Source organism: Streptococcus sp. HMSC36C04 (assembly GCF_001839535.1).
GTDB classification, from domain to species: domain Bacteria; phylum Bacillota; class Bacilli; order Lactobacillales; family Streptococcaceae; genus Streptococcus; species Streptococcus hominis.
Genome location: NZ_KV841587.1, coordinates 1 through 23,241 on the forward strand (window position 1 = coordinate 1; position 23,241 = coordinate 23,241).

Here is a 23,241-nt window from a genome sequence, read left to right on the forward strand (position 1 = left end):
AAGGATAGCATGAAGGAGAAACCTTTTGTTTTCTGGTAGCTATTCTACTCTTTTTGGTTTCTATTTCGTACTTCTTAATACACCTATCTATCTCTTCAGGTACTTTTACATACTTTTCAGCGGATAATGTTAAAACCCTCTGATTTTAAATCAAAGAGTTTTAACATTTTATAATTTATTCTGGTTTTTGCTCTTCCATTTGAGATTTCACTTCATCATAGCTCAAAGCATGTGAAGAACTTGCATTTGGTTCATCAGGCATTTCGCCAGTTTCATATAATGATTTGATTTGATGACTATCAAGTGTTTCGTATTTAAGAAGAGCTTCCGCAATTAATTTATGCTTTTCGCGATTTGATTGGATAATTTCTGCTGCTTTGTTGCGCGCTTCATTAAGCAAATTACGAACTTCTTCATCAATTTCATATGCAGTTTGCTCTGAAATTGATTTTTGTGGACTTGCAGCACCAAACATCGCATGGTTTCCTTCATATTGAACTGGACCGAGTTTTTCACTCATACCATACTCTGTTACCATCGCACGTGCCATTTGTGTAGCTTGTTCAAAGTCATTCGAAGCACCTGTAGTTTGGACGTTAAAAATAATTTCTTCAGCAACACGTCCCCCCATAAGTCCTGCCAATTGCTCTTTCATATCTTCTTTAGATAAAAGAGTCTGATCTTCTTTCGGAAGAGCAATCATATATCCACCTGCACGACCACGAGGTACAATGGTTACCTTGTGAACGACACGTGCATTTGATAAAACAAGACCAACAATCGTATGTCCTGCCTCATGATAAGCGACAATTTGCCGATCACGTTGTGAAACTGTCTTATCTTTTTTAGACGGTCCTGCAATAACACGATCTTCTGCTTCATCTATATCGGAAGCATCAATAACTTTTTTATTTCGACGCGCTGCGACAAGAGCCGCTTCATTTAACACATTTTCCAAATCAGCACCAACAAAACCAGGCGTTTGTTGAGCAACTAGTTTTAAGTCAACATCTTCAGCAAGAGGTTTATTTCTAGCATGAACACGAAGGATAGCTTCACGACCTTTTACATCTGGTTGCCCAACAAGAACTTTACGGTCAAATCGACCAGGACGCAGAAGCGCCGGATCTAGCACATCACTACGGTTTGTTGCTGCAATAACAATAATTCCTTCATTACCTTCAAAACCATCCATCTCAATCAGAAGTTGATTAAGGGTTTGTTCGCGTTCATCGTTTCCTCCGCCAAGTCCAACTCCACGTTGACGACCAACAGCATCAATTTCATCAATAAAAATAATCGCTGGGGCTGCTTTTTTTGCATCTTCAAAAAGAGAGCGAACACGGCTAGCACCGACACCGACAAACATTTCAACGAAATCTGAACCTGAAATACTAAAGAATGGAACACCTGCCTCACCAGCTACTGCTTTAGCAAGAAGGGTTTTACCAGTCCCTGGAGGGCCTTCAAGAAGAACACCAGCTGGTATGCGAGCTCCTAGTTTTGTATAACGTTTAGGATCCTTTAGAAATTCAACAACTTCAACTAGTTCTTGTTTTTCTTCTTCCGCACCTGCTACATCAGAAAAACGTACTTTTATATCTTCTTTGTTTGTCGCACGCGCTTTATTACGTCCAAAGCTCATGGCTCCACGCGCTCCACCGCCTCCACCTTGATTCATCATAGAGAACAGGAAGAAAGCAAAGATGGCAAATGGCACCAGAGTTGTCAGCACTTGAATCCAAACACCACTTGAACTTTCACGTTTAATGGTGATTTCAGTTCCTTTATCTGAAGCTAATTTTTGTAATTCAGCTACCGTTAAGTCTGAAGGTAGAATAACACTAGTAAAGCGGCTTACAGAGGTAGAAGAAGGAGTAAAAAACTGAATACCACTATTATCCTTTACCTTCTTTTCTTTCTTATAAGTACCTGCAACTTCAATAACACTACCATTTGGCTGATAGCTAATATCCTTTACATTTCCATTTCTAATTTCTTTAACTAACTCAGTATAGTTAATTTGTTGACTGCGACCTACAGAACTTCCAGCTGAAAAATACTGAAAACCTGTAATAACAACAACAATGATTAAAATATATAGGAAAGGATTTTTTATAAAACCATTATTTTGTTTATTTTTCATCTATCTATCAATATACCTTTTTATTTTGTATAAACTTCTTCTTTTAAAACCCCTACATATGGTAGATTTCGATAGTTTTCATCAAAATCTAGACCATAACCAACTACAAATTCATTTGGAATTGTAAAACATGTGTAATCCGCTTCAATATCAACTTTTCGTCCTGCCGGCTTGTCTAAAAGTGTAGCAATTTTAACAGACGCAGCTTTTTTCTCCCTAAATAATTCACACAGACTTTTCAATGTTTTTCCCGTATCAATAATATCTTCGACAAAAAGAATATGACGTCCAGCAATATCTTGATCAATATCTTTAATAATATTGATAACACCACTACTAGATGTTCCACCATGATAGCTTGACACTAACATAAAATCCATTTCAATATGGGTATCAACATGCTTTATCAACTCTGCCATAAAAGGAATGGAACCTTTTAGAATTCCTACAAAAATAGGATTTTTCCCTGCATAATCACTAGTTAATTGAGCTCCTAAATTTTGTGCTGCTACCACGATCTCATCATGTGAAACCAAAACTTTCTTAATATCTTGTTCTAGCATCTTCTTTACCTATCTAAATTTTGAATATAAAGTTTGTTATACATTATATCATTTTTTTGACTCTTACTCAAATCACATGTTACGATTCCAGCAATTGCTAAGATTTCCCCGTTTTGTTCAATAACAATAGCATTTTTTCTTTGATCTATAGGAATTTTTTGATCAATAAAATACCGACGAAGCTTTTTATGGTGTTGATTCAAAATAATTTCATCTTGTTCTTTTCTATGTCGAAGTAAAATTTCTGTTTCACGTGAAACAAACACTTCTTGGATGTTTTTTCCATGAAGTTCTTTTCCAAAAGAAAAGCGATAATGACCATATTCCACAATATCGTTATATTTTAACAAAATTGAATCCACTTTTAAATCAGACTGTGGACTGATTTTACGAATCTCAAAGGAATCATAATTTTTATAGAGTTCGTAACCCGCTTTAAGTGGTTGCTGATAATTAGATTGCTTGTTCAAGATTGCTAAAATATCAGAAAAATGTGCTTTACTGAGCTGCAAATCAGGAAATTTCTTTAAATAAGCCTGTAGCAAAAAACTTTGCACAGAGTAAGGTTGAGATTGAAATTCCTGCAGATTCGTCGCTACAATATTTTTAGTTAAATATGCTAATGCATCTTGCATTTGAGAAATTTCTGTTCCCAATTCTATTAAATGCTTCCTGAACTGCGGATTTTCTTGTTCTAACAATGGAAAATACTCATTTCGAATTCGATTGCGCAAATAATGGTTCTCTTGATTTGTCCAATCCTCAAAATGAAAAATAGGAGGGAAGTTTGATTTTTGAAAAGAAAGCAACGGTCTTATCAATTCTCCATTTGCAAATTTTTGTTTTTCTTTCATTCCTGAAATATGACATAAACGGCTGCCACGAAGAATTCTCATAAAAATCGTTTCTGCTTGGTCATCAGCATGGTGTGCTGTCACCAAAGCTGTGCAATTTTCTTCTAACATAATTTTTTTGAAAAAAGCATAGCGAAAATCACGCGCTTTTTGTTCTGAGAATGGTCCAGAAAAACTTGATGTAAAAATGCTTACACCAAGTTTCGTTGCTATTTTTTTTAGTTCTTCTTCCTCAAAATCAGATTCTTCTCTCACTCCATGATTAACATGAGCAAGGTAAATTTCTATTTCTAGTTTTTCGCGATATTTATAAAACCAGTCAAGCAAAGTCATAGAATCTAGTCCACCAGAAATAGCAAGTAAAACTTTTCTATGATGTCTGAAATAGCCTTTTTTTTGCACCATTTGAAAAAATTGTTGTTCTATCATTTTAAAACCTCATAAATATCATCTGCAATTTTAGAAATGGTGTCATAATCAGCATGATTTGTAAAAATAGACAGAACAAAAGGAGAATTAGCATAAACAATTGCAACATCATGCTTAAAATCATAAGCATCCCCAATTTTATGAGCTACTTTTACATTTATATTCTTAGAAATACGCTGTCCATCAAAATTTGTTTGTGATAGTGCATTGATAATGTCCCCATTTTGTTCATAGATAGCTTCCATCACATTTCCTGCCATCCTTGCTGAAGCATCGCGTTTTTCCACATCCCATTTTTTCCCAGCAATTTGCTCAATTGTTGCTTGATAAGTGCTGTCTGATTGATTAGTAATATAATATCCTAAAATATTTGTAGCTGCATTATCTGATTCTTTTGCAATATGGTTCATCAAATCCTGAATGCTGTAGGACTTATTATCTGATTTTTTAGAAATGCTTCCACTACCTTCTGTATCATAAGCACCTGAATAGTCATTTACAGCAGGAATATATTTTAAACCAGAAGATGATTTGTATTTTCCTTCATTTAATTGCTTCTGAGCGTAATAAAGAATAGGAAGTTTTGCCACACTAGCAGAATACATTTCCAAATCTGGGTTTATACCAGCAGTTTTTCCAGAATCTAATTGTTTTACATAGATCGAATAGTCTGCTTTATTGTACTTGCTTGTTAAAATCTCTTGAACTTTATCCATACGATTATCTGTATCAGATAAGTATTCCATATCAATCCAACCTTTGCCTTCAACATAAGCATATTTTCCTGATGTCGTCTCAGCAAGTTGAGTAATTTTCACTGGATGATAAGGTAATAAATTCGTCTTAACTTCTTTTGTTCCATTTATAAAAGGTTGATTGTAAACTACAAATGATGGTCTAAGCCACATTGTTTGAGAAACATCTGCACTAGATTGGACAATATCATCATAAATCATTCGTTTATCAGCAGGAACAAATTGCCCATTTGCGAGTTTAAAAACTGGGAGTCCTTGTTCATTGACTTGTAAGTCAGAAAGTTTAATTGATGTATTCGGAGTTAAACTCCCAGCAACTTTTTCTAAATTTAAGGACGTATAAGTTGGAATTTGCTCATAAACATTTGGATTGGTTGGAAGATCCGTGTAGTAGTTACTGTAGATCGTACTAGTAATTTCATACTGTTGCTTTGCAGTCAATTCGACATCTTGTTCCGTACTTACTACTACTTTTGCAGTTAAAAATGCTGGCAACAATAATAGAAATAGCAACTTACGCATGCTCTCCCCTTTCCTTTTTAGTCTCTTCTAATTTTAATGCCTGATTCTTTCTGGATAATTCTTCTAATTTTTCATCAGAAAACTCCAAAAATTGTTCAATCGTTTTTAATAAATTTTCCATCCTTACTGTGGCAACAATCCTGGGATTGTATAGATATATTCCCCTTGTTTAGAATAATAATATTTAGCACGTGCATATTTAGCAGCATATTCTTCATCTTTTAATTTATTAGCAAAAGCTTTTTGAGATTCTTTTTCGTTACTTATTTCTTCGTATCTCTTTTGTAGATGCATCAATTGTGTTCGACGTTCTAATAAATTTCGATAGCTTTGAACCAAATTAAATGTCGGTAAAATAAACAATAAGATGACTAAAATCAACACCCACCCCATAAAGCGATTCTTTTTTCTTCTTTCTTGCTCTAAATAACGGCGATGTTGGTTTTCATCTTGTATATAGCGATTATTTAATTGAACAATATTTCTAGCCATCTACTTCTACCTTTGTTTCTTTTATAATTTCGTACATTTTAGTGGCATCTTCTTTTTTAGTACTGTCTTTCATTTCTAGAACACGAACTAATAAAATTTTATTTCCAAAACGAATCTCTATTTCATCATTGATTTTTAAATCTGTTGAACTTTTAGCTAAAATTCCATTTACTTTAATTCTTCCCTTATCGGCCACCTCTTTAGCAATAGGACGACGTTTTATAATACGGGATACTTTTAAATATTTATCTAATCTCATAAAGTTACCTCAATTTATTATTTTACCATTTTTTAAGAAAATATTATAGATGAAAGCGAAACTTTACAAAATTGTAAAGTTAGCAATTTTTCTTTTGATTTTTAATTTCTACTAATTTTTCTGAAAACTGCAAAAGTCCTTCTAAAATTTCATAATCTTTTTTATTTTTTACATCAAATATAACTTCAATCAATCCCTTATTTTCTGAAATTCTTGCTTTTAAATTTGTCACAGAAAGAGCTTCAAAGTAATCTTGAGTTAAGAAAAACTGTTGAGAAACTTTTTCAAATCGGACAATCACAGCTTGTTGCTTTTTTTCAACAAGCTGAACAAAAGCTTGATCTAAATAAGACTTTACAAGACCAATTTCTAATAAAAAGGCAACAACATCTGGATATTCTCCAAAACGATCCATCAACTCATTCTGTAATTCTTCATAATTTACACGACTGTCAATCTCGCGAATACGTTTGTAAATTTCAATTTTCTGCCTTTCATCAGCAATATAATCACTAGGAAGATAGGCATCAATCTGCAAATTAATTTCAGCATTTCCTTTTTGCCGTCTTTTTTCTTTGCCTTGTTTTTTAGCAATAGCCTCTTCTAATAATTGAGAATACATCTCAAATCCAACAGAATCAATAAAACCAGATTGTGAACTTCCTAAAATATTTCCAGCACCACGAATAGATAAATCTCGCATAGCGATTTTAAAACCAGAACCTAATTCTGTAAATCCTTTTATAGTTTCCAAACGTTTTTCAGAAATTTCTGTTAAAACCTTGTCAGGACGATACATGAGATAGGCATAAGCAATACGATTACTACGACCAATACGCCCTCTTAATTGATATAAAGTTGACAATCCCATATGATCTGCATTTTCAATAAAAAGAGTATTAACATTAGGAATATCAACACCAGTTTCAATAATAGTCGTTGTCACCAAAATATCATATTCCCCATTGATAAAATCAAGTAAAGTATTTTCAAGAAGAATTTCACTCATTTGACCATGTACATATCCAATATAAGCTTCTGGAATCAATTCTTTCAATTCTGAAACTTTTCGCTCCATTGTGTCAACTTTATTGTAAAGATAGTAAACCTGCCCCCCTCGATCCATTTCTCTTAAAACTGCATCTCGAATAACTGTTGCATTATTTTCTAAAACATAAGTTTGAACTGGGTAGCGATTTGTTGGAGGAGTTTCAATAACTGATAAATCACGTATACCTAACATAGACATATGGAGTGTACGAGGAATAGGGGTCGCCGTCAAAGTTAAAACATCAACTTTTGTTTTCAACTCTTTTAATTTTTCTTTATGCTTAACTCCAAAACGTTGCTCCTCATCAATAACAATGAGTCCTAAATCAGCAAATACAATATCTTTTGACAGGAGACGATGCGTTCCAATAATAATATCCACCTGCCCTTTTTTTAATTTTTTTAAAATTATTTTTTGTTCTGATTTACTTTTAAAACGACTTAATACTTCAATGTTGATAGGAAAATCGTTAAAACGGTCCTTAAAGTTCGTATAGTGCTGTTGAGCTAAAACCGTAGTGGGAACTAAAATTACCACTTGTTTATGATCATTTACTGCTTTAAAAGCAGCTCTCATAGCTACTTCCGTCTTCCCAAAACCAACATCCCCAACTAAAAGACGGTCCATAGGATGATCACTTTCCATGTCTTTTTTAACTTCTTTTATAGAACGCAACTGATCTTCTGTTTCTACATAAGGAAAATCATTATCAAATTCTTGCTGATAAGAATCATCACTAGAAAACGCAAATCCCTTTAATTGACTTCTCTCTGCGTAAAGTTTAATTAAATCCTCAGCAATGTCTTCAACTTGATGTTGTACTCTCTGTTTAGTTTTTTGAAAACGTCCATCATTTAATTTATTGATCTTAGGCGCTTTACCATCACTCGCAACATATTTAGAAAGTAGATGAATCTGATCAACAGGAATAGAAATACGATCTGCATTTTGATATTGAATAGTGAGATAATCACGATGAATTCCTGAAATTTCAATCGTCTCAATTCCTAAATATCGCCCAATTCCATGAACGTTATGAACAACATAATCTCCTTTTTCCAGCTCATTATAATTTTTCAAACGTTCAGCATTAGAAATACTTTGCCTGCGAACTTTTCGTTTTACTTTTTTTTGCAGAATATCATATTCAGTGATTAAAACAATTTTTTCGTCTACAAAATTAAATCCTTGAATTAAACGTCCTTCTACTAATTGAACAGCATGTTTATGAATTTTAGTATCATTAACATAATCAAGTGGAATTTCATATTCTTGTAAACTTTTATGTAAACTTTGTAAAGTCAATAAAGAATTTGATTGTATAATAACTGTGTAGTTAGATTTTTTATAGCGACTGATTTCTTCTTTCAAAAGCTGAAATTGACTAAAAAATTCCTGCATAGGATACTGATTGAACTGATAAAGAGAATCAAATTTTAAATTTCCCAGTCCTTTATGAAAATTGGAAAAGAAGGTAGCTGGTTTATACTTTCTAAATATTGAATAAACATCTACAAAATAAGATTGATTTTCAACCGCTTTACTAGTTTGTAAATCTTCTGTCAATAAATTTGCTGTTTCTAATTGAAACTGAGCATATCTATTCATAATTTTTTGAAAATCATCAAAGAAAATTGGGCTATGTTTTGGAAGATAATCAAGAATTGTCCATTCATTTTGATAAAAATAAGACAATAATTTTCTAATATCAGTATGTTGAATTTGTTCTTTTGTACTAGCTAAAATCTCCTCTAAATAAGATTTTGAAGTTGAATCTACAGTTTTTTCTATAAGATTTTCTATTTTTTTCTGTGCACTTTTATAATCTGCTTTAGTAAATATGATATCTGTAGCAGGATGAATATGCACATGTTCTACATTTTGAATAGAAATTTGATTTTCAGGATTAAATAGACGAATACCATCAACTTCATCACCAAAAAATTCAACCCGAAAAGGCATTTGACTAGAGCGCTCAAAAATATCTAAAATATCACCACGAAGACTAAACTCCCCTTGTTTCAATACTTGTGATACTTGCTTATAACCTGAATTTAGCAATTGAGAAATCAAATCTTTCAACTCATATTCTTGCCCTATTTTTAAATCAATATAAGCTGAATTGAAATTAACAGGATTGGGTAAAAATAGTTGACTAGCTGCCACATTAACTATCAAAAATCCTGATTGTTGAGAATCTAATAAAAAATCTAGAGCTTCCAAACGAGAAAAAATCTTTTCTTGAGAAGAAAAAACAAACTCAGCTAACGGAGTATCATCTGCAAGAAATGTATAGACCCTCTCTTCTCCCACCAAGCCAATCAGATCACTAGAAAGTCTTTCTGCTTCACTATAAGTAGACGTTAAAATCAAAATTTTGTGATTCTCCTCTACACAAGAGGCCATTGTAATAGCCTTAGTTGAAGATGACAAACCCATTAATAACTGCCGAGTTGATTTATTTAGATTTCTTTGCCAATCAACTATTTGTTTATTTTGATTAAATAACTCAATAATATCCATCTTTTTATCCATTGTATTGTTGCATTGTTTGTTCAAAATTATTAGAATGTAAATAATAATTTACAGCACTGTCAACTTTGTCAAGTATATTTAAAATTATAGCATAGTCTCCTTTTGAAAATTTTCCTAACACATGGTGAATAATGGTTATATTATTTTCGGGACGACCAATACCAATTTTAATTCGTTTAAATTCTTGGGTTCCTATATGTTTTATAATTGATTTGATGCCATTGTGACCACCAGCTGATCCTTTTGCTCTAAGTCGTATTTTTCCTACTTCCATATCTAAGTCATCATAGATAACCACTAAATCTTCAATATCTAGACCATAATAAGATAGAAGAGCATGAACAGCCTTTCCACTCTCATTCATAAAGGTCGTTGGTTTGACAAAATACACTTTCTCACCATTAAAAAATGTAGAAGCTATTTCTGCTTGAAAAATTTTATCAGTTGTAAACTTTAAATTTTGTTCTTTACACATTTTGTCAATTAGCATAAATCCGACATTATGTCTTGTTTCAAAATATTTTTCTCCAGGATTTCCCAAACCTACAATCATCTTTACCATTTTTTACCTCTAAAAAGACCAAAAGGGCTGGAAAAGTTTTTCCAACCTCGTTTATATTTAGTTTACAATGCTTTACACATTAAATCTAAATTCCATAATATCGCCATCTTGAACGATATATTCTTTTCCTTCTTCACGCAGTCGTCCTGCTTCTTTGACTGCTTTTTCACTTCCATATTTCACTAAATCATCATAAGACATGGTTACAGCACGAATGAAGCCTTTCTCAAAGTCTGAGTGAATAATGCCAGCTGCTTGTGGTGCTTTCATGCCACGTTTAAATGTCCAAGCTCGAACTTCTTTTTCTCCTGCTGTAAAATAAGTTCCAAGTCCTAATAAATGATAAGCTGCTCTGGTTAATTTGTCAACCCCAGATTCGTTCAAGCCCATTGCTTCAAGAAATTCAGCTTTATCTTCATCATCTAGCTCAGAAATTTCTTCTTCAGCACGCGCAGATATAACCACTACCTCTGCATTTTCAGTTGCTGCAAACTCGCGAATTTGTTGAACATACTCAATATTATCCGAATCTGCTACCTCGTCTTCACCAACATTCGCAACATAAAGCACTGGTTTTGTAGTCAATAAAAATAATTTTTTGACAATCTTTTGTTCTTCCTCATCAAATTCAATGGTACGAGCTGATAAACCATTTTCTAAAACTGGTTTGATTTTTTGCAAAACATGAAACTCAGCTACTGAATCTTTGTCTTTTTGCGTTCGAGCAACTTTTTCTACACGTGTGTAGCGTTTATTGATACTTTCTAAATCTGCTAAAATCAACTCAAGATTAATTGTTTCAATATCAGCCATTGGGTCAACAAAACTTGACTCACGTCCTTGTTCCCGCATAACATTTTCATCATCAAAAGCCCGAACCACATGAACAATGGCATCAACTTCACGAATGTTAGCCAAAAATTTATTTCCAAGACCTTCTCCTTTTGAAGCTCCTTTTACAATCCCTGCAATATCTGTAAACTCAAAAGTTGTTGGCACTTTTTTCTGTGGTTTGATAAGCTCTGTTAATTTATCCAAACGAGCATCTGGAACTTCTACCCGTCCAACATTAGGGTCAATCGTCGCAAAGGGGTAGTTAGCTGCCTCTGCTCCTGCTTTTGTAATCGCATTAAATAAAGTGGATTTTCCAACATTAGGCAATCCCACAATTCCTGCTGTTAAAGCCATTTCGCTCTTCCTTTCACCTTTTCAATTCAATAAACCATTATATCATATTTACCACTATTTGACTTATAACTTAATCATTTTTGTAAAATGTTGTATTTTCCCAATAAAAATATTATAATTTTATTGAGGTATAGGAGGTAATGCCATGAAAAAAAGATATTTAAAACAATTATTGGTTGGTTTTGTTACAGTTTTTTCGCTCATCACTCTCATTGCATGCGGATCTCAAGAAAAAAAGATGTCATTTCAAAGAATTGATCAAAATTTGCAATACGACTTACGTTTAACCTATTATTATAAAGGAGATATTGTCACAAAACAAACTACTAATTCATTTTGGTCTTATAAAACCTTAGGAGCTACTAAAAAAGAAGATGTTAAAGACAGAATTGATAAAGCTTCTCAAATGTATCAAAATATTGAGGGAATTAAAGAAAAAGTCACTTATGAAGAAAAGGGAGTTAAGGAAACTGTAGAAATTAACTTTAATAAAGTAGACTTTGATAAATTAGCAACCTTACCTGGAATGTATACAGATAAGAATACGAGAAAAAGTAAAAAAGTTAGTATGAAAGCTAGTAAAGAACTCTTAACAAGTAAAGGTTTTAAAGAAATTACAGACGGTAAATTTGAAAAATTAAAATAAGATTATGAAAAGGTGCTAAGAAATCAATTTCCTAGCACTTTTTTTAGTTTTCGTTCAAAATCATATCGGCTCATCATCACGATATGTTGGCAATTTGTACAGCGAATTTTAATATCCGCACCCACTCGAATAATTTCCCAACGATTTGCTTTTTTGCCTGTAGATTTAATCGTACAAGCATGTGGTTTTTTCATTTCAACAAAATTTCCTACATCATACATTAGTTTGTTCTCACTGGTGTAATCAATTGAATAAAGTTCTCTGTATCTTCATTTGGAACTAAAGTAAATGGACGTACAGCCGAAATAAAGCTGATTGTAACTTTTTCACTATTAATAGCTTTCAATGAATCAATTAAATACGTTGGATTAAAACTAATGGTTAAATCTTGACCTGATATACTTTCAGTATCAATTTCTTCATTTACACGGCCAACTTCAGGAGAGTTCACATGTGCACTAACTACACCATTTATAATTTCTAATTTAACTGTTCCATTTTGAGTTGCATTTGAAAGAAGGCGTGCGCGTTCCATTGCATAACGAAGGTTATTTTTATCAAATGTTACGATACTAGTAAATTCTGTTGGAATTAAACGGTCGGTATCAGGATAATTTCCCTCTAACAGCCGAGTGTAGAAGCTAATATTTTCACTTCTAAAGAGCAATTGATTATTTGTGAAGTAAATCTCTACTGTTTCAATATCATCCGTAAAAACGGCTGAAAATTCGCGTAGAGAACGACTAGGAATAACAACATCAAAATTATCCCCATTTTTTTCTAAAACAATCTTCTTTTGACTCATCCGATGAGAGTCTGTTGCAACCGTCTTTAAATTTTTATTTTCTGTTAAAACAAAATGAACCCCCGTTAAAATCGGGCGACTTTCTTGTGTACTAGCTGCAAAAGCTGTCTCGTTAATAATATTTTTAAGAACACTTGTTTCAAGCACCAAAGGATTACTTGCTGAAATTTCTTGAATACGAGGGTATTGATCTGCATCTTTTCCTTTTAAGGTAATTTCTGATTTGCCACTAGTTAAAACAATTTGCTTTTGCTCAATTTCTTTAAAATCAAGTGTAACATCAGGAAGACTTGATACAACATTGATGAAAAAAGTTGCTTCAAGTAAAATGGAGCCTGAAGAGGTCACTAAAAGCCCTGCATTTTCATTTTTAATTGAAATAAAATTTTCAATAGAAATTTGTCCATTTGAACCAATTAATGTAATTCCTTCATTTGTAACATCAATTTTTACTGTAGAAAGAATTGGAATAGCATTTTTAAGACTAATAGCGCGTTTGGTTGTATTTAAAGCTTGTAAAAATAAATTTTTATTGATTGAAAAGTTAATCATAGACACTCCTTTTATTATTTTATGATTATTAAGTTAATAGTAATAGTAGTTTGTGTGAAACTTGTGGGAAAGTTTCCTAATCAGCGATAGAACACAAAAACAGACCTGTTTATAAATTGTGAATAACTTTAACATTTTTTCTGCAATTATCCACAGTTATCTGATTTTATTTTTTATGTTTTCTATTTCTAATCGAAGATTATCATCCATTTCTAGCATTGTTTTTATTTTCCCATGAGCATGTATGACCGTTGTATGATCTTTACCGCCAAATTCTCTTCCAATTTTTGGAAGACTGTTATCGGTTAATTCACGGGCCAAATACATAGCTACTTGTCTAGCAAGGACAATATTTTGAACCCGACGACTTCCTTTCATTTCTTTAACGCTAACTCCATAGAAATTTCCAACTTCTGTTTGGATTTTATCAATTGGAATAACTAAAATTTGACTTGCATCTTGTTTTCGAGCTCGAATAGCTTCAGCAGCAGCGTCAATTGTAATTTCTTTCAGATTTTTTACTCTAGCCATAAGAGAAATATCATTTAGAGCACCTTCTAAATCTCGCACATTTGAATCAAATTGACCTGCTAGATATTCTAAGGTATCATTTGGAAAGATGTAATCTAAATCTTCTATCTTATTACGTAAAATGGCGATTCTTGTTTCAAAATCAGGTGGAGTAATGTTTTGAGTTAATCCCCATTTGAAGCGCGTGACTAAACGTTCTTCAAGATTATCCAGATGATCAGGACTTCGGTCACTTGTTAGTACAATTTGTTTATTGTCTCCATGTAAAGCATTAAAAGTATTGAAAAATTCTTCTTGAGTAGAAACTTTCTTTCCACCTAAAGACTGAATGTCATCAATCAATAAAAGATCGAGGCTTCGATAAGTTCTCTTAAAGCTTTCCATTTCCCCTAATCGAAGATGTTCTAAAAAGTCGTTGATAAAAGTCTCAGCAGGAATGTATTTCACTCTAGCATCAGGAATATTTTCTAAAATTTGATTTCCAATTGCATTTAGTAAATGGGTTTTTCCTAATCCTGGTCCACCATAGATAAACAATGGATTATAAGTTGTTGCTAAATTTTCAGAAACAGCGAGTGCCGCCGATAGAGCCCAAACATTTCCATCGCCTTGAACAAAATTATCAAATGTATATTTTGCTTTTAACCCGGTTTCAATGGGAGGAAGGCTTGGTTTAACTACTGAATGATTTGTATTTGTTGATTGAGTAACTTCATCATTTTCCTCTTGAAAGATATAGTGTACGGTAATTTGGTCATTATAAATTTCAAAACCTGCAGTAATGATGACATCTGCTAAATTTTGATCCCAAAATAATTGTTTGACAGGACTGTCAAGAAGTACAGTAGCTTGAAAATTTTCAACTTTCATTAACCGAGCTCCTGAAACAAAATAATCATATGTATTTTTTTTGATTTGTTTTTGAGCCAATTCTAAAACACGCGCCCAAAAATTAGCTTCTTGTGACATAAGAAACCTCCTTCCTTGCTAATAAATCTTCGTTATATTTAATTATCCATAGAAGTTATTTTAACATAAAATGCAAAAGTTTTCCACAATCTGTGGAAATAAATTCACATTGTTCTTTGAAGTTTTCCACAGATTGTGAATAAAGCAGTTTTTCTGTGATTTATTAAGGTTTTCTTATAAAATAAGAGTGGATAACTCTGTGACTTGAAAGAATAAAAATAACAGCCTTATTTAAAGCTGTCAATAATTCTTTGATATTCTTCTAGGTTTGAAAAATGAATACAAATTTTCCCTGATTGAGATTGTTTAGAAAATTGAAGAGAAATCTCTGTACCAAATATCTTTTTTAATCTTTTTTCTTCCTCTTTGAGGAAGAGATGATGTTTATTTTTTGTTACAGTTTTTGTCTGTTGGGAATGCAATTGTTTTTCTAACTGCCGAACAGAAAGGCCTTGAGATAATATTTTATCAAACCACTGATTTTGCTCTTTTTCTGAGAGATTGATGAGCAGACGAGCGTGTCCTTGAGAAATATTTCCTTCTTTTATCGCTTCGATAATATTGAGAGGTAAATTTAATAACCGAACAGAATTTGTAATATAAGGACGTGATTTTCCCATAGTCAGAGCGATCTCTTTATGTGTCAACCCTTTGTCAATCAAATATTGATAAGATTGTGCTTCTTCTATAGGATTTAAATCTTCTCGTTGTAAATTTTCAATAATGGCTTGCTTCATCATTTCATCATCTGTTACTTCTTTTATAATAGCTGGTATATTTGTTAAGCCTGCTAATTTAGCAGCTCTAAAACGTCTTTCACCAGCTAGCAATTCATAACCAATTATCGGAGATTTTCGTACAATAATGGGCTGAATAATCCCATGTTCTTTTATAGAATTAGCAAGCTCAGTAATTTTTTCTTCTGAAAATTCTTTTCTTGGTTGATAAGGATTAGTTTGAATGTCCTTAAGTGCAATATATTGATATTTTTCCATGTTTATATAGAATAACACACCTTTACAATTCTGTAAAGATGTGTTAATAAAGTGTCAATTATTTGAATCTAAATCTTTTGTAGATTTTGTAAGCTTAATGGTAGTAGTAGTTTCTTTTCCATCACGATAGAAAGTGATTTTTATGTTGTCACCAATTGAATGTTTGTATAAAGCGGATTGTAAATCACTTGTTGAAGAAATTTCTTTATCATCTACTTTTGTAATCACATCATATTTTTGAAGTTTTCCTTCAGCTGGCATTCCAGATTGAGCTGAACGTACGACAACTCCACTAGTTATTTTTGATGGGAGTTTTAAACGTGATAGATCTGAACTAGACAGATTAGTGATGTCAATCATTTGGATTCCTAGAGCTGGTCGTGTAACAGTTCCATTTGCTTCTAACTGGTTAATAATGTTTATAACATCATTAGATGGAATAGCAAATCCTAATCCTTCAACCGAAGTTCCGCCGTTGTTAGCTATTTTACTTGAAGTAATACCAATTACTTGCCCTTGGATATTCACAAGTGGTCCACCAGAGTTCCCTGGGTTGATAGCTGTGTCTGTTTGAATAGCTTGTGTTGAAATCGTTTGTCCGTCTTCAGATTTTAGAGAAACATTACGATTTAAACTAGAAATAATTCCTTGAGTCACAGTATTAGCATAATTTGAACCAAGTGGACTTCCAATTGCAATAGCTGTCTCACCAACAGTCAATTTGCTAGAATCTCCAAATTCAGCAACTGATTTTACTTTATCAGCACTGATGCGAACAACGGAGATATCAGAATAAGTATCTGACCCTACAATTTCTCCAGGAACTTTATTACCATCTGCTAAACGAATGTCAACTTTTTTAGCACCACTGATAACGTGGGTATTGGTTACTAAGTAAGCGTATTTTCCATCTTTTTTATAAATAACTCCAGATCCTTCGCTAGCTACTTGTTGAGAATTATCATTGTTATTATTTGAATCATCATTTCCAAACACACTGTTTTGTGAATTATTATTAGCATAGGTAATAACGGATACAACAGCATCTTTTACTTTACTCACAGCTTGTGTTGTGGAATTTGTATTTTTATAAGCAGTAGTAACTTGATTAACTTTAGTCGTTGTAGAGCTATTTGTTGATAATTTAGATGAAGTTAAGTTTCCAAGTAAACCACCAATAAAACCTATAGCTAAGACCATGAAAAGCAATAACAATTTTTTTGTGAAATTTGAAGAGTTTTTCATATCTTCCTCCTAGTTATTTCAATTACTGAAAGTATAAAGAATTTAACTTAATTATAGCTTAAATGTTTTATCTTTTCCACAAATTGTGGATAACTTTTAAAATCTGTGATTTTCTAAGTCATTTATAAGGTAATTTATTTTTTATCCTGTGAATAAGGTGTGAAATAATTGTGGATATGGTAGAATAGAGATATGAAAATAAAACTTGTAACTGTTGGAAAATTAAAAGAAAAATACCTTAAAGATGGAATAGCAGAGTATGTAAAACGTTTAGGACGCTTTACTAAATTTGATATGATTGAACTTCCAGATGAAAAAACACCCGATAAGGCAAGTCATTTAGAAAATCAACAAATTCTTGACAAAGAAGGAACTCGTATTTTATCGAAAATAACTGATAAAGAATTTATGATTGCTTTAGCTATTGAAGGGCAACAATTTCCGTCAGAAGAATTCAGTAAGAGATTAAGCGATGTGACTGTTCGTGGATTTTCGGATATTACTTTTGTGATTGGTGGGAGTCTTGGTCTGTCTACTGCTGTCAAAAAAAGAGCTAATTTGCTGATGAGTTTTGGAAAATTGACACTTCCTCATCAGTTAATGCGATTAGTTTTAGTAGAACAAATTTATCGAGCATTTATGATTCAACAAGGAAGTCCCTATCATAAGTAATCTTGACGTCATAGGCTTTTTTTGTTAAAATGATAGAGCATTGGTCTCATAGCTCAGCTGGATAGAGCATTCGCCTTCTAAGCGAACGGTCGCAGGTTCGAATCCTGCTGGGATCATATAAGAAAAGGGCACGGGAAAGCGTGCCTTTTTCTATAACTGGATAAAGAAGTCTTTTGAGATGTAAAAATGTGTCGTTTAGAGTTTTTTTCAATTTATTTATGAAGATTTTGTATAATTACCTTGTAAGATTTCTTACAAAAAACAAACATTAAGGAGAAATTATGAAAAAGTTGTTTGCTAAAAAAGAGGTAGTAAAAAAGGAAGTTGTAGAATTTAAAGAACTGAATGATGAGCAGTTAGATAAAATCATTGGTGGGGATAGTCGAATCAGAATGGGATTTGATTTTTCAAAACTTTTTGGTAAATAATTATTTAGGAGAATAATATTGTGAAAATAGAATTTATACATTGGATTATTTTCTCAATTATAGAAGCTGTTTCTGTTGTATACTGCTATAAGAAAATAAGTAGAGTGAATAAAGTGAATATTCACTTTACTTTGTTGTGTTTAGGAATTGTATTTTTAACTGATTTCACTACTTTAATACATTATTCCATTAGATATATGATGTTTTTTATTCAACCATTATTTTTTTATTTATATTTTTTTAAAGTAAAAAAAGTTAAAAAACATCTTTCTGTATTTTTAGCACTATTTTTATCTTTAGCTGTGTCAAGTTCTGAAACCTTCTTTTCAGTCATTATTTCTTCTGTTACAGGTGATAAGTTTGTTGATAGATACTGGGGATTGTTCTATATTTTTATCAATATCATTTCTTTAGTTTTTATTTTAAAAGCAATTGATTATTTTAAGTTTAATTTTAAATATTTTAAAAAGGCGGATTTTAAAGAGAATATTGTGCAGTTAAACTTTTATCTCTTATTTATTCATTTTTTATTAAATTTGTCGCATTGGCTTAGTAATATGAAAAATTTAAATAGTTTTTCTAGTATGATTGCTACAATTTGCTTTTTAATGTTTATGTCAACTTTATTCTACTTACAATCTATTCGCGAAAAGTATGAAAAAGAAGAACAAATTAAACAGAAAGAACGAGAACAACTACAATTACAAAAATATACAGATGAAATTGTTAATCTGTATAATGAAATTCGAGGTTTTCGTCACGATTATGGTGGGATGTTGGCAAGTTTTCAATCAGCTATTCATACAGGTAATATAAAAGAAGTGGAGCGAATCTATCAGGAGGTTCTCGTAAATGCTAATTTACAGCTTCGTTCTGATAAATATACGTATTTTGATTTAAATAATGTTGGAGATTCAGCACTTAGAAGTGTTATGACGCAAACATTGTTTAAGGCACGAGATTACAATATAGAATTAACATTTGAAGTAAAAGATTTTGTCAAGCCCCTGCCGATTAAATTGTTAGATCTGGTTAGAATGACAAGCGTCCTTTTGAATAATGCCATAGAAGGATCAGCAGAAAGTTATCAAAAAACGATGAATGTTTCTTTGGTGGATTTAGATACAGAAACAATCTTAGTCATTCAAAATTCACGTAAGAAAAGACCGCTAGATTTAGAAGAGATTTACCAAACTGATTTTTCAACAAAGGGTGAAGGACGCGGTTTAGGCTTAAGCAATATCAAAGAAATTATTAACAACTATGAAGGAATTATCCTCGATACTAAAATTGAGGATGAATATTTTACACAAGTAATGAGAGTGCGGAAAGAAGGTTTATAATGAAAGTATTAGTATTAGAAGATGAAATTTCACATCAAGTAAGAATGGAAACAACTTTGGCAGAGATTGCGAAAGAAATGGGAATTACGATAAAAGTTAAAGTAACTGGCAAAGTAAGAGAATTTAAAGAATATATTGAAAATGATGAGGTGAATCAATTATATTTTTTAGATATTGATATCAAAGGAGAGGAAACAAAAGGTTTAGAAATAGCAAAATTTATACGTCATCACAATCCGTATGCTATTATTGTTTTTGTTACAACGAAATCAGAATTTGCCACTATGACCTTCAAATATAAGGTATCTGCACTGGATTTTGTTGATAAAAATTTGAGTGATGTTGCTTTTAAAAAACATATAAAAGACAGCATTGAGTATACAAAAGCGACATTGATTGAAAATAAAGATATGGTGGATTATTTTGAATATAGCTTTCGTGGCGGAGAGGTTAGAATGCCTTTTAATGACATTTTATATATTGAAACGACAGGTTCTTCTCATAAATTAAGAATTGTCGGTAAAAACTTTTTTAAAGAATTTTATGGTACTATTGCAGATATTCAAGAAAAAGATAAAGAAACAAGACGTTTCTTTTTACCTCATAAATCTTATCTAGTCAATATTGGAAACATCAAAGGTTATGACAAAAAAATGCGAGAAATAATTTTTTATGAAGATCATCGTTGTCCGATTACTCGAATGAAAATTGGAAAGTTAAAGGCTATTTTAGAGGAATTAAAAGGATAAATAGAATAGGCAAATGAAATAGCAAATATAGTTAAATTTTTAAATAAAAACTATTGACAAAGTTTTCCAAACTGGTATAATAGTATATGTTCTGTGGAAGAACATATATGGTCCGTTGGTCAAGGGGTTAAGACACCGCCTTTTCACGGCGGTAACACGGGTTCGAATCCCGTACGGACTATATCATCCGGCATAGCTCAGTTGGTAGTAGCGCATGACTGTTAATCATGATGTCGTAGGTTCGAGTCCTACTGCCGGAGCTACTAAGCATTCATAAAGAATGCTTTTTTATATAACTAAAGAATACTAAAAGCCAAACTGTCTTATTGTTCAGCTTGGCTTTTTAACTATGACAATTTTTTCTTACGTATCTTATTGTAAATTATAAATAAGGAGATTCCAGATAAACATGCTATACTACCTTCTTTAAGACCATTTGGGATAAATGTCAGTTTTATTTTTCCTGCGCCTTTTTTGACATCAATTTTCATAAAGCCATTTTGTGCTCTTGAAATTTTAATTGGTTTTCCGTTTTGTGTTGCAGCCCAACCTTTATCATAAGGAAGTGTGAAGAATAGAGAACTATCTCGTTGAGCTTGATAATGTGCTGTTATTGTATTATGTTTTGTTGTCACGGATACTTTTTGTCGTTGAATCTTGTTTATCGCTTGTTGAAAATGATTGGTGTTAAGCGTATAAAATTCAGGACTATCAAATGAAACTTTTGAGTTATCTGGGAAAGATATTTTAACGGTTATGGTTTGTTTTTGCTTAAAATAACCAAGATTAAAAAATGGAAAGACATTGTTGGTACCATAATGCATTTTTTGATTATTATTTACAGTTATGTCAACTGATTTTTGGTTGTCATTTGAGAAAGTTAAGTTTGGCAGAGTTAAATAAACTTGACTATTTGTTGGAACTTCTAAAGTGTAAGTTACACTAGCAAAGGAATCATGATTTTCTTTATCTACTTCTGCTGCTATTCTATTTCCAACCTGCTTAACATTATGATTACTTGTAGGAGATAATCTGTGATAATATTTTAAATTTAATCCAGAAAGCTGATTGAGAAAACGAGTTTGATTATCTAATGTTAAGTGATTAAACTTTACATCTCTGTAAATTGAATTTGTTAAAAATGCTAGTGAATTAGCATTTTTATTTTCATAAAGTGTTAAATTATCTTTCGTTTTAATGGAAGTAAAACCATATTTTTGAGGATTGTTTGTTGAAATATTATATTTTACACCCAATAAGCTATCCATAATGATACTATTGTTTTGATAACGTAAGTTTAAATTAGTTCCAGATGATTTAAAACCTAATTTATCAAGAATAGAACTAGCTGCGGTATTGCGAACAGAAGAAAATTGAGAGATACCATTATAATTGTATTTCATACTGTCATTTCCAGTTTGAATAGCTAATTTTTCAGTTCTAAAGAAATTGGAATTTTTCTTTTTACTGTAGTTGACGAGTAAATCAATAGCTGTTAAATCTTGTTCATAAGCATTTCTACTTGCAAAGACCCATTCTTTTGCAATTCCTTCCATTTGATAAAAACTATTTAAACTTAGTTCAAAGCAAACAAATAATAAAGTAGAAATAGTAAATATTTTAACAGAAATATATTTTTTTGTATAAGTCCAAGAAATTAAAAGATAAGCAATCAAAAACTCTAATGTTAAGATGAAATTAACAGAACCTAAAAATTTGTAATGATTCTTAAAAATAAAAGCAGCAATAAAACCAAGTCCTAAGATAGAAAAACTGGCTAGAATGTTTGTCAATTTAATCTCTTTTAGACGCTCCAAGCTTTCAGCAGCTAAGAAAATAATGACAATAGAAAAAGTCCAAGAGTAACGATGTAGGAACATATTTGGCGTGTGCATACCTTGCCAAAGCAGATCCAAAGGCTGTAAGTAAAAACTAGCTACTAAGAATATAATTAAAATAACATAGGAAAGTTTCACGTGAAACTTAATAGACTTTAAAGTGAAGAAGAGAATTGCTAGTAATAATGGAACAAGCCCAACATAAATCATCGGAATAGATCCATATTTAGTTGTGTCAAAAGCTCCAATAAAGTTTTTGGCAAAGATATCCAAATACCAACTTTTTTCAGTCAGTAAGGTTGTTACTTTTGTTAATTTCTCACCATGCGTTTTTAAATCTAGAAAAGTTGGTAGAATCATAATGAGACTAGTTATCCCAGCTGAAATTGACACAACTGTAAAGTCTATGAAAGATTTAATCCTAATTTTAAAATCCCATGAAGTTTGAACAAAGAACCACAATACAAGAAAGATCGCCATCATATAACCAAAATAATAATTTTGAATAAAAAGAATTGACAAAGCTGTAAAGTAAAGAACACGTCTTTTTTGAGTAATCAACTGGTGTAAACCAAGTAAAATAAGTGGAATAATAATGAAGACATCTAGCCAAGTTTTTATTTCAAGTTGACTAACTGCAAAACTCATTAGAGCGTAGGAAGTTGACAGTATTAATATAAGATAAGGAGAAATTTTTTTAAAGATACCTTTAATACTGATGAAACAAGTCAATCCCATCAAACCAAACTTTATCAGAGTAAATAAATATACTGCATCTGGCATATTTTTTAAATTGAAAAAGTAAACTAAAGGTGATAAAAAACTTCCAAGATAATAGCTAGATAAAGCATAAAAATTTAATCCAAGTCCACTTGTAAACGTGTAAAAAATACTGTCTGAACCATGCAAAATATTTCTTAAAGTAACATCGAAAATGACATATTGATGAAATCCGTCTCCTAATAGCGGAGAAGTGTCACTTTTCCAATAGATTCCATTTATAAGGTAAGTTATAAACAGAATCAAAAATGGAATAAAAAAGGCTATCAAATAATAATTTTTGAAGAGTTTTTTGATTTTTTTCATAAGCTATCGTAAAATACTAAAATTTA

General features: G+C 31.8%; 21 protein-coding genes and 3 tRNA genes. 8 read left to right on the top strand and 16 right to left on the bottom strand.

Annotation, left to right across the window (positions count from 1 at the left end; all coding sequences use genetic code 11):
• Positions 1-175: 175 nt before the first annotated feature.
• The 10 genes from ftsH to ychF all read right to left on the bottom strand — a co-directional run bounded on the left by ftsH (position 176) and on the right by ychF (position 11,356).
• The gene (ftsH, locus tag HMPREF3249_RS02970) at positions 176-2,146 is read right to left on the bottom strand and encodes an ATP-dependent zinc metalloprotease FtsH (protein WP_003029496.1); all 1,971 of its coding nucleotides are present in this window, start codon (positions 2,144-2,146) and stop codon (positions 176-178) included.
• A 20-nt stretch (positions 2,147-2,166) separates the two neighbouring features.
• Complete coding sequence (gene hpt / locus HMPREF3249_RS02975) at positions 2,167-2,709, bottom strand: hypoxanthine phosphoribosyltransferase (protein ID WP_059221684.1); 543 nt, start codon at positions 2,707-2,709, stop codon at positions 2,167-2,169.
• A 5-nt stretch (positions 2,710-2,714) separates the two neighbouring features.
• On the bottom strand, positions 2,715-3,992 hold the full coding sequence (tilS, locus tag HMPREF3249_RS02980; protein WP_059221682.1) for a tRNA lysidine(34) synthetase TilS: 1,278 nt from the start codon (positions 3,990-3,992) through the stop codon (positions 2,715-2,717).
• Positions 3,989-5,269 carry a serine hydrolase gene (locus HMPREF3249_RS02985; protein WP_049533208.1) on the bottom strand — a complete coding sequence of 427 codons (1,281 nt, stop codon included), beginning with the start codon at positions 5,267-5,269 and terminating at the stop codon, positions 3,989-3,991. The genes tilS and HMPREF3249_RS02985 overlap by 4 nt, the downstream gene beginning before the upstream one ends.
• Positions 5,262-5,390, bottom strand: coding sequence for an SP_0009 family protein (locus tag HMPREF3249_RS09615; protein WP_003026834.1), 129 nt, complete (start codon positions 5,388-5,390; stop codon positions 5,262-5,264). The genes HMPREF3249_RS02985 and HMPREF3249_RS09615 overlap by 8 nt, the downstream gene beginning before the upstream one ends.
• Positions 5,391-5,392: 2 nt before the next feature.
• Positions 5,393-5,761, bottom strand: coding sequence for a septum formation initiator family protein (locus tag HMPREF3249_RS02990; protein ID WP_003029503.1), 369 nt, complete (start codon positions 5,759-5,761; stop codon positions 5,393-5,395).
• The gene (locus tag HMPREF3249_RS02995; protein ID WP_003029504.1) at positions 5,754-6,020 is read right to left on the bottom strand and encodes an RNA-binding S4 domain-containing protein; all 267 of its coding nucleotides are present in this window, start codon (positions 6,018-6,020) and stop codon (positions 5,754-5,756) included. The genes HMPREF3249_RS02990 and HMPREF3249_RS02995 overlap by 8 nt, the downstream gene beginning before the upstream one ends.
• Positions 6,021-6,099: 79 nt before the next feature.
• Entirely contained in the window at positions 6,100-9,606 is a 3,507-nt protein-coding gene (gene mfd / locus HMPREF3249_RS03000) for a transcription-repair coupling factor (protein WP_106382324.1), read from the bottom strand.
• On the bottom strand, positions 9,599-10,168 hold the full coding sequence (pth, locus tag HMPREF3249_RS03005; protein ID WP_059221680.1) for an aminoacyl-tRNA hydrolase: 570 nt from the start codon (positions 10,166-10,168) through the stop codon (positions 9,599-9,601). The genes mfd and pth overlap by 8 nt, the downstream gene beginning before the upstream one ends.
• Before the next feature lie 72 nt (positions 10,169-10,240).
• Complete coding sequence (gene ychF / locus HMPREF3249_RS03010) at positions 10,241-11,356, bottom strand: redox-regulated ATPase YchF (RefSeq protein ID WP_049533211.1); 1,116 nt, start codon at positions 11,354-11,356, stop codon at positions 10,241-10,243.
• Positions 11,357-11,501: 145 nt separating this feature from the next.
• Here ychF and HMPREF3249_RS03015 point away from each other — a divergent pair, with 145 nt between their 5' ends.
• Positions 11,502-12,002 carry a DUF1307 domain-containing protein gene (locus tag HMPREF3249_RS03015; RefSeq protein WP_049533212.1) on the top strand — a complete coding sequence of 167 codons (501 nt, stop codon included), beginning with the start codon at positions 11,502-11,504 and terminating at the stop codon, positions 12,000-12,002.
• A gap of 23 nt (positions 12,003-12,025) precedes the next feature.
• Here the strand turns inward: HMPREF3249_RS03015 and HMPREF3249_RS03020 are convergent, their stop codons facing one another.
• From HMPREF3249_RS03020 to HMPREF3249_RS03040, 5 genes are all read right to left on the bottom strand, one after another.
• Positions 12,026-12,223 (bottom strand): DUF951 domain-containing protein, encoded by a 198-nt coding sequence (locus HMPREF3249_RS03020; protein ID WP_022526716.1) that lies wholly within the window; start codon positions 12,221-12,223, stop codon positions 12,026-12,028.
• A complete protein-coding gene (dnaN, locus tag HMPREF3249_RS03025) occupies positions 12,223-13,359 on the bottom strand; it encodes a DNA polymerase III subunit beta (RefSeq protein WP_059221678.1) in 1,137 nt (378 codons plus the stop codon). Before dnaN ends, HMPREF3249_RS03020 begins: the two co-directional genes overlap by 1 nt.
• A gap of 156 nt (positions 13,360-13,515) precedes the next feature.
• Positions 13,516-14,859 (bottom strand): chromosomal replication initiator protein DnaA, encoded by a 1,344-nt coding sequence (gene dnaA, locus HMPREF3249_RS03030; protein WP_003029515.1) that lies wholly within the window; start codon positions 14,857-14,859, stop codon positions 13,516-13,518.
• A 227-nt stretch (positions 14,860-15,086) separates the two neighbouring features.
• Positions 15,087-15,854, bottom strand: coding sequence for a ParB/RepB/Spo0J family partition protein (locus tag HMPREF3249_RS03035; RefSeq protein WP_059221676.1), 768 nt, complete (start codon positions 15,852-15,854; stop codon positions 15,087-15,089).
• A 54-nt stretch (positions 15,855-15,908) separates the two neighbouring features.
• Positions 15,909-17,099 carry a serine protease HtrA gene (locus HMPREF3249_RS03040; protein WP_003029517.1) on the bottom strand — a complete coding sequence of 397 codons (1,191 nt, stop codon included), beginning with the start codon at positions 17,097-17,099 and terminating at the stop codon, positions 15,909-15,911.
• A 192-nt stretch (positions 17,100-17,291) separates the two neighbouring features.
• On the opposite strand from HMPREF3249_RS03040, the gene rlmH reads away from it, so the two are divergent.
• From rlmH to HMPREF3249_RS03070, 7 genes are all read left to right on the top strand, one after another.
• Positions 17,292-17,771 (top strand): 23S rRNA (pseudouridine(1915)-N(3))-methyltransferase RlmH, encoded by a 480-nt coding sequence (gene rlmH, locus HMPREF3249_RS03045; RefSeq protein WP_049533214.1) that lies wholly within the window; start codon positions 17,292-17,294, stop codon positions 17,769-17,771.
• A gap of 42 nt (positions 17,772-17,813) precedes the next feature.
• Positions 17,814-17,887: transfer RNA gene (locus HMPREF3249_RS03050), tRNA-Arg, on the top strand.
• Positions 17,888-18,052: 165 nt separating this feature from the next.
• A complete protein-coding gene (locus tag HMPREF3249_RS09170) occupies positions 18,053-18,199 on the top strand; it encodes a bacteriocin (RefSeq protein ID WP_003029519.1) in 147 nt (48 codons plus the stop codon).
• A 20-nt stretch (positions 18,200-18,219) separates the two neighbouring features.
• Entirely contained in the window at positions 18,220-19,542 is a 1,323-nt protein-coding gene (locus HMPREF3249_RS03055; protein ID WP_218969867.1) for a sensor histidine kinase, read from the top strand.
• Positions 19,542-20,291 (top strand): competence system response regulator transcription factor ComE, encoded by a 750-nt coding sequence (comE, locus tag HMPREF3249_RS03060; RefSeq protein WP_059221673.1) that lies wholly within the window; start codon positions 19,542-19,544, stop codon positions 20,289-20,291. The genes HMPREF3249_RS03055 and comE overlap by 1 nt, the downstream gene beginning before the upstream one ends.
• A 109-nt stretch (positions 20,292-20,400) precedes the next feature.
• Positions 20,401-20,472: transfer RNA gene (locus HMPREF3249_RS03065), tRNA-Glu, on the top strand.
• Between the two features lie 5 nt (positions 20,473-20,477).
• Positions 20,478-20,551, top strand: a tRNA-Asn gene (locus HMPREF3249_RS03070).
• 87 nt (positions 20,552-20,638) lie between these two features.
• Here the strand turns inward: HMPREF3249_RS03070 and HMPREF3249_RS03075 are convergent.
• Entirely contained in the window at positions 20,639-23,215 is a 2,577-nt protein-coding gene (locus HMPREF3249_RS03075) for a YfhO family protein (RefSeq protein ID WP_003040707.1), read from the bottom strand.
• Positions 23,216-23,241 lie beyond the last annotated feature (26 nt).

Bases quoted from the DNA above. Each gene is read 5' to 3' on its own strand.
- ftsH (WP_003029496.1), bottom strand. From the start codon at position 2,146: ATGAAAAATAAACAAAATAATGGTTTTATAAAAAATCCTTTCCTATAT.
- hpt (WP_059221684.1), bottom strand. From the start codon at position 2,709: ATGCTAGAACAAGATATTAAGAAAGTTTTGGTTTCACATGATGAGATC.
- tilS (WP_059221682.1), bottom strand. From the start codon at position 3,992: ATGATAGAACAACAATTTTTTCAAATGGTGCAAAAAAAAGGCTATTTC.
- HMPREF3249_RS02985 (WP_049533208.1), bottom strand. From the start codon at position 5,269: ATGCGTAAGTTGCTATTTCTATTATTGTTGCCAGCATTTTTAACTGCA.
- HMPREF3249_RS09615 (WP_003026834.1), bottom strand. From the start codon at position 5,390: ATGGAAAATTTATTAAAAACGATTGAACAATTTTTGGAGTTTTCTGAT.
- HMPREF3249_RS02990 (WP_003029503.1), bottom strand. From the start codon at position 5,761: ATGGCTAGAAATATTGTTCAATTAAATAATCGCTATATACAAGATGAA.
- HMPREF3249_RS02995 (WP_003029504.1), bottom strand. From the start codon at position 6,020: ATGAGATTAGATAAATATTTAAAAGTATCCCGTATTATAAAACGTCGT.
- mfd (WP_106382324.1), bottom strand. From the start codon at position 9,606: ATGGATAAAAAGATGGATATTATTGAGTTATTTAATCAAAATAAACAA.
- pth (WP_059221680.1), bottom strand. From the start codon at position 10,168: ATGGTAAAGATGATTGTAGGTTTGGGAAATCCTGGAGAAAAATATTTT.
- ychF (WP_049533211.1), bottom strand. From the start codon at position 11,356: ATGGCTTTAACAGCAGGAATTGTGGGATTGCCTAATGTTGGAAAATCC.
- HMPREF3249_RS03015 (WP_049533212.1), top strand. From the start codon at position 11,502: ATGAAAAAAAGATATTTAAAACAATTATTGGTTGGTTTTGTTACAGTT.
- HMPREF3249_RS03020 (WP_022526716.1), bottom strand. From the start codon at position 12,223: ATGTATGATGTAGGAAATTTTGTTGAAATGAAAAAACCACATGCTTGT.
- dnaN (WP_059221678.1), bottom strand. From the start codon at position 13,359: ATGATTAACTTTTCAATCAATAAAAATTTATTTTTACAAGCTTTAAAT.
- dnaA (WP_003029515.1), bottom strand. From the start codon at position 14,859: ATGTCACAAGAAGCTAATTTTTGGGCGCGTGTTTTAGAATTGGCTCAA.
- HMPREF3249_RS03035 (WP_059221676.1), bottom strand. From the start codon at position 15,854: ATGGAAAAATATCAATATATTGCACTTAAGGACATTCAAACTAATCCT.
- HMPREF3249_RS03040 (WP_003029517.1), bottom strand. From the start codon at position 17,099: ATGAAAAACTCTTCAAATTTCACAAAAAAATTGTTATTGCTTTTCATG.
- rlmH (WP_049533214.1), top strand. From the start codon at position 17,292: ATGAAAATAAAACTTGTAACTGTTGGAAAATTAAAAGAAAAATACCTT.
- HMPREF3249_RS09170 (WP_003029519.1), top strand. From the start codon at position 18,053: ATGAAAAAGTTGTTTGCTAAAAAAGAGGTAGTAAAAAAGGAAGTTGTA.
- comE (WP_059221673.1), top strand. From the start codon at position 19,542: ATGAAAGTATTAGTATTAGAAGATGAAATTTCACATCAAGTAAGAATG.
- HMPREF3249_RS03075 (WP_003040707.1), bottom strand. From the start codon at position 23,215: ATGAAAAAAATCAAAAAACTCTTCAAAAATTATTATTTGATAGCCTTT.